Source organism: Flavobacterium sp. A45, from assembly GCF_002001005.1.
In the GTDB taxonomy this organism is placed as follows: Bacteria; Bacteroidota; Bacteroidia; order Flavobacteriales; family Flavobacteriaceae; genus Flavobacterium.
The window spans coordinates 20,222-32,092 of the sequence record NZ_MUNX01000066.1; the positions used below are offsets into that span (position 1 = coordinate 20,222).

An 11,871-nucleotide genomic window follows, 5' to 3' on the forward strand; every position below is an offset into this window, starting at 1 on the left:
AATTTGAGTTTCTAAGAATGCAAAAATGAAACATTTGTATAGACAGTTTTATTTTTGAAATAATCAATAAAAAAGTTTTTACATTTACGAGAGTAAACTTAGAATATCAGTACCGAAGAACCTTATCAACTCAACAAAAATGAACTTTTTAGCTCACATTTATTTATCAGGAAACAATGATTTGATAAAAATCGGAAACTTTATGGCTGATGGAATTCGGGGGAAACAATTCGAAACTTATCCTTTGGAAATCCAAAAGGGAATTATACTGCATCGTTTTATTGACACTTATACTGATGCTCATCCTGTTTTTAGAAAAAGCACCAAACGTTTACATGAAAAATACCATCATTATGCCGGAGTGATTATAGATGTATTTTATGATCATTTTTTGGCTAAAAATTGGAAAAACTATTCAGATGAAAATCTTACAGATTTTACTAATCGTTTTTACCAATCATTACGTGATAATCATGATTTTCTATCAGAAAGAACTAAAGGAATGATGCCATATATGATAGAGTTCAATTGGCTTGTTAGTTATGAAACTGTTGAAGGAATCACTAGAATCCTTACCCAAATGGACAGCCGAACAAAAAATGAGTCCAAAATGCGGTTTTCATCTAAAGAACTGATTGAATACTACACCGAATTTGAACAAGAATTTGCCACTTTTTTTGAAGACTTACGAATTGAATCCCGCAAAAAATTAGAATTATTATGAAAAAAATAGTGTTGTTGTTCCTTATCCTAAATAGTTATTGTTTTGCTCAAAACAAGGCTGTCACCGGACTTATCGCTGACAAAGCCATGGTAGTTTCGGCTCGTGAAGAAGCTTCTAAAATTGGTGCCGAAATTATGCAAAAAGGAGGAAATGCCTTTGACGCAATGATAGCAACTGAATTAGCATTGGCGGTAGCTTATCCTTATGCTGGAAACATTGGCGGTGGCGGATTTATGGTTTTTCGCAAAGCAAATGGAGAAGTCGGATCGTTGGATTATCGTGAAAAAGCACCTTTGGCCGCAACCAAAAATATGTTTCTTGACAAAGATGGAAATATAATTAAAGGAATGAGTACCGAAAGCCCGCTTGCAATTGGCGTTCCCGGAACTATAGCCGGAGTTTTTGCCGTTCATAAAAAATACGGTTCAATGCCAATGTCCGAAATTTTGAAACCAGTTATAACTTTAGCCGAAAAGGGAGTTATTGTTACCAAAAAACAAGAGCGCACGCTGGCTAATTATAAAGAAGCAATTATCAAAGCCAACGGAAAGAACACTAAATTTTCTACTGAGAACAAGGAAAATGACACTGTCAAATATCCTGCTTTGGCCGAAACTTTCAGGCGTATTGCAAAAAATGGAAGAGATGAATTTTACAAAGGACAAACAGCTAAAACATTAGTAAAATACCTCCAAGAAAAAGGCGGCATTATTACGATGAAAGATTTAGCTAAATATGAGGCCAAATGGAGAACTCCCCTAACCTTTAATTACAAGGATCTAAAAGTCATTTCGATGTCACCACCAAGTAGTGGCGGTATTTGTCTGGCTCAGATTTTAAAAATGATTGAGCCATACGATTTGTCCAAAAAAGGACATAATTCGGCTGAATCGATTCAAGTAATTGTAGAAGCTGAGCGAAGAGCTTATGCAGACAGAAGCTATTTTCTAGGTGATCCCGATTTTGTAAAAATACCCTTGAAAGCGTTAATGGCTGATGATTATTTAAAAGATCGAATGTCAAGTTTTAATTTAGATAAAGCCTCTTTGTCTTCTGAAATTAAAGAAGGAAAAGTAACCTATAATGAAAGCGCCGAGACTACGCATTATTCTATTGTTGACCCATTCGGGAATGCGATTGCGGCTACTACAACCATAAATGATGCTTATGGATCAAAGTATTATTGTGACGAATTGGGATTTTTTCTAAACAATGAAATGGATGATTTCAGCGCCAAACCCGGTGAGCCTAATATGTTTGGTTTAGTCGGAAATGAAGCCAACAGCATTGCTCCGCAAAAAAGAATGCTAAGTTCCATGACACCAACTATTGTTGAGAAAAATGGGAAATTATTCATGGTTGTTGGATCACCTGGCGGTTCGACCATTATCACTTCGGTTTTGCAGACGATTCTCAATGTTTATGAATATAATTTAGGAATGCAAGAGGCAGTGAATGCGTCTAGATTTCATCATCAATGGCTGCCAGATATCATTACATTTGAGCCTAATACTTTTGACACAAAAACTTTTGAAAAATTAAAAGGCAAAGGTTATATTATCAATGAAAAAACAACTCCTGTTATTGGAAAAGTTGATGCTATCTTGGTTTTGCCTGACGGAAAAATGGAAGGCGGTGCCGATTTTAGAGGTGATGACAAAGCGGTGGGATTTTAGAATTCAGATTACAGATTTTTTTATCATTGCCATTGTTATTGAAATTGTTATTGCTATTTATTTTTTGTTCTATGAATTTTATTCCTTCTTTAGAAAAAGCATTCCAAGAAAACAGCAATGCTGAAAATGCAGTTGCTATGTCAAAATATATGAAAAATAATTTTGACTTTTTTGGAATAAAAACTGATGAAAGAAGGCTGATTTTTAAAACTATTTGGGCAGAAAACCAAAAAGAAGTTTCAGAGAATCCAAGAGAAATAACAATGCTTTTATATTCAAAAAAAGAGCGGGAACTACATTATTGCGCTTTGGAGATTTTGATAAAAAAGCTAAAAAACAATTATATAAAAGAAGACATTCAGCTTATCGAAAAACTCATAATCAGCAACTCCTGGTGGGACAGCGTTGATGTTATTGCCAAATTTATTTTGGGCGACTATCTGAGACAACTCCCTTTAGAAACAGATGCTGTCATTAGTCGATTTTCAAATTCCGAGAATATGTGGCTTAATAGAAGTGCCATTCTTTTTCAACTTGGTTATAAAGAAAAAACCAATTTTGACTTACTAAAATTAGTTTGCAAGAAACACAGAACATCGACTGAATTTTTTATTCAAAAAGCCATTGGCTGGGCGTTGCGGGAATATGCCAAAACAAATCCCGAAGCGGTTCGGGATTTTGTGTTCAATGCTGATTTAAAAAAATTAAGTAGAAAAGAAGCCTTAAAAAACATAAAATAATGAGGAGGAGTTATTTTACAGAATAAGCAATGTCTTGGTGGAATAATTCACCTTTTTAAAGCTAAAAACCTTATTTTTGTGATAAACCAACTTTAGAGTAACAATGTTTAGAAAGTTTTTTTCAAAAATAGAAATGCTGCTTGCTTTATCGCAATCGGTTTTAACGCCCAAGCAATTTATCTTTTTATCAAGTGTTTTAGTTGGAATATCATCTGCTATAGCGGTAATCATACTAAAAACATTTGCGCATTGGGTTTTTATATTTGCAACGTATGTAACCGTACATACCAACTTTCTAAAAGTGGGGCTTCTTAAAATAATGCTGCCAGTTATTGGTATTATGCTTACTGTATTTGTTGTAAAGCGATTTTTAGGAGGAGCTATCGAAAAAGGCACATCACAAATCTTATATGCTGTTGCAAAGAAAGCGAGCATTATTCCTAGAAAGCAAATGTATGCCCAAATTGTTACCAGCTCGCTTACGGTAGGACTGGGAGGTTCTGCTGGTCTTGAAAGCCCAATCGTGATTACAGGTGCAGCGTTTGGTTCTAATTATGCTCAAAAATATAAATTGCATTATAAGGACAGGACTTTACTGATAGGTTGTGGTGTTGCAGCCGGAATAGCAGCAGCTTTTAATGCTCCAATTGCGGGAGTGTTGTTTGCAGTAGAAGTTTTATTGGTAGATGTCAGTATTGCAGCATTTACACCAATTATGATAGCAGCTGCAACTGGAGCTTTAGTTTCTGCAATTGCTCTTGATGAAACTATTTTATTAAATTTTTCAACTAAACAGACCTTTGATTATCACAATATTCCTTATTATATATTTCTTGGTATATTTACAGGGTTAGTAGCTGTCTTTTACGCTCGTAATTTTCAAAGAACGGAGCATTTTTTCAGTCATATCAGATTTTCTCCTTATAAAAAAGCACTTTTTGGAGCATCTATTTTAGCTCTTTTGATCTTTATTTTCCCAACTCTTTTTGGGGAAGGATATGAAAGTATTAGAACACTAGCCGATAAAGACCCGAGTGAATTACTAGAAAACACACTTTTTAGAGAATTTAGAAATAATAGTTGGGCATTATTAGCTTTTGTAGGGTGTTCATTTATGCTAAAGGCCTTTGCTACAGGAATCACTTTGGGAAGCGGTGGAAATGGAGGGAATTTTGCTCCATCCCTATTTTTGGGTTCTTATGTTGGTTTTTTCTTTTCAAAATTATTGAATTTAACGGGCTTAACCCATTTGCCAATCGGTAATTTTACAATGGTTGGAATGGCAGGTATTTTGAGCGGATTGTTTCATGCTCCAATGACGGCTATATTCTTAATTGCCGAAATTACGGGTGGTTATGGGCTAATGATTCCGTTAATGATTGTGTCTTCTATCAGTTTTGCAATTTCTAAAAGATTTGAAAAACATTCTTTGGATGTTAAGGGTCTAGCTAAAAAAGGACATGCCTTTACCAGTAATAAAGATTCTAACGTACTTTCGACATTGGACACAAATTCAATTATTCATACGGATTATTTGAAACTGTCACCGGACGAAAATCTAGAAAAATTAGTTGATTTAATATCCCATTCCAATCAGGTTATTTTCCCGGTGGTTTCAAAAGAAAACCACTTATTAGGAATTGTCCATTTTAATGATATTCGAGAAATTATTTTCAATCCATATAGAGTGAAATATACTTTTATTAAAGAAATAATGGTTCAGCCCGTTGCTATTGTCCATCCTTCAAATAGCATGGAAATTGTCATGGACAAATTTGAATCTTCCAAAAAAGCATTTCTTCCTGTAATTCGTGATGATAAATATTATGGTTTTATATCAAAATCGGAAGCTTTAGAAGCTTATAGAACTAAGTTAAAATCTATGACGATCGAATAAAATTAAATATCATTTTAACACAATCTTCCATAGTGTTCTATCAAAAGAATCAATCAAAATGGTAACTTTGCTTTTTTGCAAAAATTATGCTAGATACAGACAATACGATTGAAGTTCAAGGTGCACGCGTTCACAATCTGAAAAATATAGATGTTTCCATTCCTAGAGAAAAACTGGTAGTCATTACAGGTCTTTCGGGATCTGGTAAATCCTCATTGGCATTTGATACTATTTATGCCGAAGGACAACGCCGTTATGTAGAAACCTTTTCGGCTTATGCGAGGCAATTCTTGGGAGGATTGGAACGTCCTGATGTCGATAAAATTGACGGACTCTCTCCTGTTATCGCCATCGAACAAAAAACGACTAGCAAAAGTCCACGTTCTACTGTTGGGACCATAACCGAAATTTACGATTTCCTCCGTTTGCTTTATGCGCGTGGCGCCGATGCTTACAGTTATAACACTGGAGAAAAAATGGTCTCCTACTCTGATGATCAAATCAAGGAACTAATCATTCAGGATTTTACTGGAAAACGAATCAATATACTCGCGCCGGTTATTAGAGCAAGAAAAGGACATTATGCGGAGCTTTTTCAGCAAATAACCAAACAAGGATTTTTGAAGGTTCGTGTTAATGGAGATATTTTGGACTTGGTTTCTGGGATGAAATTAGATCGTTACAAAACCCACGATATCGAAATTGTTGTTGACAGAATGGTAATCGAAGATACTCCTGACAACGAAAAACGTCTATCCGAAAGTATCAACACTGCCATGCATCACGGAGAAAATGTATTGATGGTTTTGGATCAAGATACAAATGAAGTTCGTTATTTCAGCAGGAATTTGATGTGTCCAACTACTGGAATATCATATCAAAATCCAGAGCCGAATTTATTTTCTTTCAACTCTCCAAAAGGAGCTTGTGATAATTGTAATGGTTTGGGAACTGTTAATCAAATCAATGTTGGCAAGATTATTCCAAACCCTAAATTATCGATCAAAGCTGGAGGATTTGCCCCTTTAGGCGAATACAAATCTTCTTGGATTTTTAAGCAATTAGAGATTATAGGTGAAAAATACGGCTTTAAATTGACTGATGCTATCGAAAAAATTCCTTCCGAAGCAATGGAAATGATTTTGAATGGAGGAAAAGAAAAGTTTACCATAAATTCCAAAGATTTAGGAGTTGCCCGCGACTACAAAATTGATTTTGAAGGCATTTCCCATTTCATAAAAAACCAGCACGACGAAAGCGGTTCGACCAGCATTAAACGTTGGGCAAAGGAATTTATGGACGAGGTAAAATGCCCCGTTTGTGAAGGTTCTCGTTTAAAAAAAGAAGCCAATTATTTTAGAATCTATGAAAAAAGTATATCCGAGTTGTGCGATATGGACATTTCGGATTTGACGGCTTGGTTTTTGGATTTAGACCACCATTTATCCGACAAACAAAAAAGAATAGCTACTGAAGTCATTAAGGAAATCAAAGACCGTTTGGCTTTCCTGATGAACGTCGGTTTAGATTATTTGGCTTTAAGCCGAAGTTCTAAATCTCTTTCCGGTGGTGAAGCACAGCGTATTCGTTTGGCTACACAAATTGGATCGCAATTGGTGGGCGTTCTTTATATTTTGGACGAACCGAGTATTGGTTTGCACCAAAGAGACAACGACAAACTGATTCATTCGTTGGAACAGTTACGAGACATTGGGAATTCTGTAATCGTGGTGGAACACGACAAAGACATGATTGAACGCGCCGATTATGTAATTGATATTGGTCCCAAAGCTGGAAAATATGGTGGTGAAATCATCAGCATTGGAACTCCTGCAGAGACTTTGGCATCGAATACGATTACGGCTCAATATTTAAACGGAAAAATGAAATTGGAAATTCCCGAAAAACGCCGTGAAGGCAATGGTAAATTTCTAAAATTGACTGGAGCAACGGGAAATAATCTCAAAAATGTTTCAATTGATTTGCCTTTGGGCAAAATGATTTGTGTTACAGGAGTTTCGGGAAGTGGAAAATCGACATTGATCAATGAGACCCTCTACCCTATTTTGAATTCCTATTATTTTAATGGCGTTAAAATTCCGAAACCGTATAAAAAAATAGAAGGTCTGGAACATATCGATAAAGTAATCGATATTGACCAAAGCCCGATTGGACGAACGCCCCGTTCGAATCCAGCAACATATACCGAAGTTTTTAGCGAAATACGAAACTTGTTTACGATGACTTCCGAGAGTATGATTCGGGGGTATAAAGCGGGACGTTTCAGCTTCAATGTCAAAGGCGGACGTTGTGAAACCTGTGAAGGTTCCGGAGTTCGCACCATTGAAATGAACTTTTTGCCCGATGTGTATGTAGAATGCGAGACTTGTCAAGGGAAGCGTTTTAACAGAGAAACATTGGAGATTCGTTATAAAGGAAAATCCATTTCGGATGTGCTGAATATGACGGTAGATGAAGCGGTTCCTTTCTTTGAAAACATACCAAAAATTTATCGAAAAGTAAAAACGATTCAGGATGTTGGTTTGGGGTATATTACTCTTGGACAACAAAGCACTACACTTTCTGGTGGAGAAGCACAACGTATCAAACTAGCAGGAGAATTATCTAAAAAAGATACTGGAAATACATTTTACATTCTTGACGAACCAACAACAGGTTTGCATTTTGAAGATATTCGGGTACTTATGGATGTGATTAATAAACTGGTTGACAAAGGAAATACCATCTTGATTATTGAGCATAATATGGATGTTATTAAACTAGCAGATTACATCATAGATATTGGTCCAGAAGGAGGAAAAGGAGGCGGACAGCTTGTTGCCAAAGGAACACCAGAGGAAATTGTAAAAAATAAAAAAAGCTATACAGCACAGTTTTTGAAAAAAGAGTTATCTTAGATTAACATCTTCAACAAAGATAAAAACTAAATTAAAAACAGATGCCCTAGCCCGATAGCAGTGAAATCCTTTTGTTTTGTTCCTTTAACAAAACAAAAGATTGCAACGAATAGCGGGAAATAGCTCCAAAAAAAATATACTAAAAAAAAATATGAGATTAGAAGATTTTGACAACGATGAAGACAAAGTAATTCAAGATAGTTTAAAGCAAAAAACTTGGAACGAAATAAGATCCAATGACAGTTGGGGAATTTTTAAAATCATGTCCGAATTTGTAAACGGATATGATGCCATGGGTCGTATTGGTCCTTGCGTAACTATTTTTGGTTCGGCTAGGATAAAACCAGAGGATCATTACTATCAGCTGGCTGAAAAAATTGCTTTCAAAATTAGTAAAGCGGGTTATGGCGTGATTACAGGCGGCGGTCCCGGAATTATGGAAGCGGGTAATAAAGGTGCACATTTGGGAGGCGGAACCTCGGTAGGACTGAATATTGAATTACCTTTTGAACAGCATTTTAATCCATATATAGACAGAGATAAAAACCTGAATTTTGATTATTTCTTTGTTAGAAAAGTAATGTTTGTGAAATATTCACAAGGATTTGTGGTTATGCCTGGGGGGTTTGGTACTATGGACGAATTATTTGAAGCTATTACCTTAATCCAAACTAAAAAGATTGGCAAATTCCCGATTATACTAGTTGGTACCAAGTTTTGGTCTGGTTTGATTGATTGGATAAAAGAAGTATTGGTAGAAAGAGAACATACGATAAGCCCGGAAGATTTGAACTTATTTAAACTAGTCGATACTGAAGACGAAGTAGTTGATGTTTTGGATAAGTTTTATAAGAAATACGATTTGAGTCCAAATTTTTAACACAAAAGAGCCGTTTTAAAAACGGCTCTTTTCATTTGACGTGTTTTGATGTATTTTGACTATTTAATACTGAACTTTTCTTAATTTTTTGTAAATTGTATTAGTTTTATTCTTTTTTAGAAACTTATATATTCCCCAGATTGAAAACTCAAGGTAAAATCATCCTATTCTTAATTGTTTTGTTGGTTTTCCACAAACAATATGCACAGCATCACTCCAAAATGACTGTGACTGTGAATATGAATTCAAATACCCTGACAGTTGACCAAGAAATTACCTTTTACAACCAAACGAATGATACTTTAACTTCTATTGTACTAAATGACTGGAACAATGCTTTTTCAGAAAGAAACAGTCCTTTAGGAAAACGTTTTTCGGATGAATTTTACAATAAATTTCATATGGCGTCTGTAGATGAACGTGGCGGCACTATTAATCTAATTATTGAGGATAAAAATAAAAATTTTTTTGCATGGGAAAGAACTGAAAAAAATCCTGATTATATCAAGGTAATTTTACATCAAATGTTGGTTCCAAAACAAAAGTTAGTATTGCATCTTACTTATGTTTCCAAGATTCCAAGTAACAAATTTACCAAGTACGGTCATTTTGAAAAATATGGCATGCATCTCAAAAACTGGTTCCTTACTCCTGCCCGTTATGAGAATCATCAATTTATAAAATACAGTAACGAAAACCTAGACGATATTGCCAATGGAGTTTCGGATTTTGATATTGAATTGAAAATTCCCAATAAAAATGGAATTACTTCGGATTTGATCATTTCTAATTTAGCGCAAACTGAATCTGAAACCCAAGTAAATCTTACTGGTAAAAACAGAACCGATTTTGATCTTATTATTGAAAAAGAGTCCAGTTACAGAAGTTATAAAATTGGTGATTTGGAAGTCATAACCAACTTAAGTTCAGGAAGATTTGAAGACTCGTTGAAAACATCAATTATAAAACGAGTGGTTGACTTTACTAACACTCAAATTGGGCAATATCCATTTGATAAAATCATCATTTCGGAAGCAGATTACGATAAGAATCCATTTTATGGACTAAATCAATTGCCTAAATTCATGCGGCCTTTCCATTCTGATTTTTTATTCGAAATAAAATTTTTAAAAACCTATTTGAATAATTATCTCAAAAATAGTTTGCTGCTAGATTCCAGAAAAGACAATTGGATTTATGATGGAATTCAGATTTTTACAATGATGAATTATAATGATCAATACCATCCCGAAAGCAAGATGATGGGATCGGCTTCCAAATATTTTCTGTTTAGAGGCTTCAAAATGGCACAAACGGATTTTAATGAACAATACAGCTATTACTATATGTTTATGGCACGAAAAAATCTGGATCAACCACTTAACGCTCCAAAAAACTCATTAATTAAATACAATGTTCAAATTGCGAACAAATACAAAGCTGGCTTGAGTTTGCATTATCTAGACAACTACCTTGGTAATGATTTGGTCACTTCTGGAATTCAACAGTTTTACGACTTAAACAAGCAAGGGCAAACCAACAGAATTGATTTTGAAAATATTTTAAAATCAAAGTCTTCTAAGAATATTGACTGGTTTTTTAAATACATTATCGATAGTAGAAAACCAATAGACTATAAATTTGGTGATTTTTCCAAAACAAATGACAGTATTACTTTTACAGTAAAAAATAAAGGAGTTCCATTGGTTCCAATGCCGGTATTTGGCATCAAAGACAAACAGATTATTTTTAAAAAATGGCTTGATACCAATGAGATAGACACAACATTAACATTGGAGCGACAAAGCGTAGATAAGCTGGTGTTAAATTATAATAATGAAGTACCCGAATTCAATTTGAGAAACAATTGGAAATCATTGAATTCGTTTTCACTAAATCGTCCATTGAAACTCACTTTCTTCCAGGATTTAGAAGATCCGCATCGTTCTCAATTATTTTATGTGCCTACCTTATTCTTTAATAAATATGATGGTTTTGCACCAGGAATCAGTTTTTACAATTACAGTTTCTTTGACAAACCTTTTATGTTTTCCCTTAACCCGATGTACTCCATCAATACCAAATCCGTTATAGGTAGCTCTTCATTTACAATAAATCAATATTTGAGAGAAGGCAGACTCTACAATATTCGTTATGCGCTAAATGGTTCCTATTATCATTATGCTCCAGATGCCGCTTATTTAAAATTGTATCCTAGTTTGTCATTGTACTTTCGTGAACCAAGATATAGAGACAATAGAAAACAAGCCATATTTGTAAAATATAATATAATCTACAAAGAACCCACTGCCACTACCGTAATTGACAGCACAGACAACTACTCCATTTTGAACTTAAAGTATTCCAATGTAAAAACGGAAATTACGAGCCATGTCAAATTCCTGACCGATGTACAGTTATCGGGTTATTTTGGAAAAGTTTCAGCCGAAATGGAATATCGTAAGTTGTTTAATGACAACCGATATTTTAATGTAAGGGCATATATCGGAACTTTTTTATACAATACCAACAACACTCAGAATTATAATTTCGGGGTTTCAAGAGTAAATGATTATTTGTTTGATTATCCTCTTTATGCACGATCAGACACAACCGGAATATTAAGTCAGCAATACATTATGGGACAAGGAGGATTTAAGTCCTTTGTCAGCCCTCCACAATCCAATCAATGGCTTGCTACAACAAATTTGAGTTATAGCCTATTGTGGAATTGGGTGGATGCGTATGCCGATTTTGGTTTTGTAAAAAATAAAGGAATAAAAAACGAGTTTGTTTATGATAGTGGAATTCGGCTAAATTTAGTTCAAGATTACTTCGAATTATTCTTTCCTGTATATTCTTCGAATGGATTTGAAGTTGCACAAAAAAATTATGGAGAAAAAATACGATTTATCTTCGTTTTTAACCCAAAATCATTAATTAATCTTTTTACCCGAAAATGGTTTTAATTCAAAACAAAAACTTTAAAATATTGAACTATTACGCAATTTTTTAAGTTAAAATTAAATATATGAT

General features: G+C 34.4%; 7 protein-coding genes. All 7 read left to right on the plus strand.

What is annotated here, in order from left to right; all coding sequences use genetic code 11:
* Positions 1–139 precede the first annotated feature (139 nt).
* The 7 genes from B0E44_RS06990 (at position 140) to B0E44_RS07020 (ending at position 11,804) form a co-directional block, all read left to right on the plus strand.
* A complete protein-coding gene (locus tag B0E44_RS06990; protein WP_077372113.1) occupies positions 140–724 on the plus strand; it encodes an ACP phosphodiesterase in 585 nt (194 codons plus the stop codon).
* The gene (ggt, locus tag B0E44_RS06995; RefSeq protein ID WP_077372116.1) at positions 721–2,400 is read left to right on the plus strand and encodes a gamma-glutamyltransferase; all 1,680 of its coding nucleotides are present in this window, start codon (positions 721–723) and stop codon (positions 2,398–2,400) included. The genes B0E44_RS06990 and ggt overlap by 4 nt, the downstream gene beginning before the upstream one ends.
* 71 nt (positions 2,401–2,471) lie before the next feature.
* Positions 2,472–3,140, plus strand: coding sequence for a DNA alkylation repair protein (locus B0E44_RS07000; RefSeq protein ID WP_077372119.1), 669 nt, complete (start codon positions 2,472–2,474; stop codon positions 3,138–3,140).
* Positions 3,141–3,243: 103 nt separating this feature from the next.
* The gene (locus B0E44_RS07005) at positions 3,244–5,037 is read left to right on the plus strand and encodes a chloride channel protein (RefSeq protein WP_077372122.1); all 1,794 of its coding nucleotides are present in this window, start codon (positions 3,244–3,246) and stop codon (positions 5,035–5,037) included.
* An 86-nt stretch (positions 5,038–5,123) separates the two neighbouring features.
* Positions 5,124–7,955: an excinuclease ABC subunit UvrA gene (gene uvrA, locus B0E44_RS07010; protein WP_077372125.1), complete on the plus strand. Its 2,832-nt coding sequence runs from the start codon at positions 5,124–5,126 to the stop codon at positions 7,953–7,955.
* Positions 7,956–8,106: 151 nt separating this feature from the next.
* Positions 8,107–8,835, plus strand: coding sequence for a TIGR00730 family Rossman fold protein (locus B0E44_RS07015; RefSeq protein WP_077372128.1), 729 nt, complete (start codon positions 8,107–8,109; stop codon positions 8,833–8,835).
* Between the two features lie 140 nt (positions 8,836–8,975).
* Positions 8,976–11,804 (plus strand): aminopeptidase, encoded by a 2,829-nt coding sequence (locus B0E44_RS07020; RefSeq protein WP_371594725.1) that lies wholly within the window; start codon positions 8,976–8,978, stop codon positions 11,802–11,804.
* The last annotated feature ends 67 nt before the right edge of the window (positions 11,805–11,871 follow it).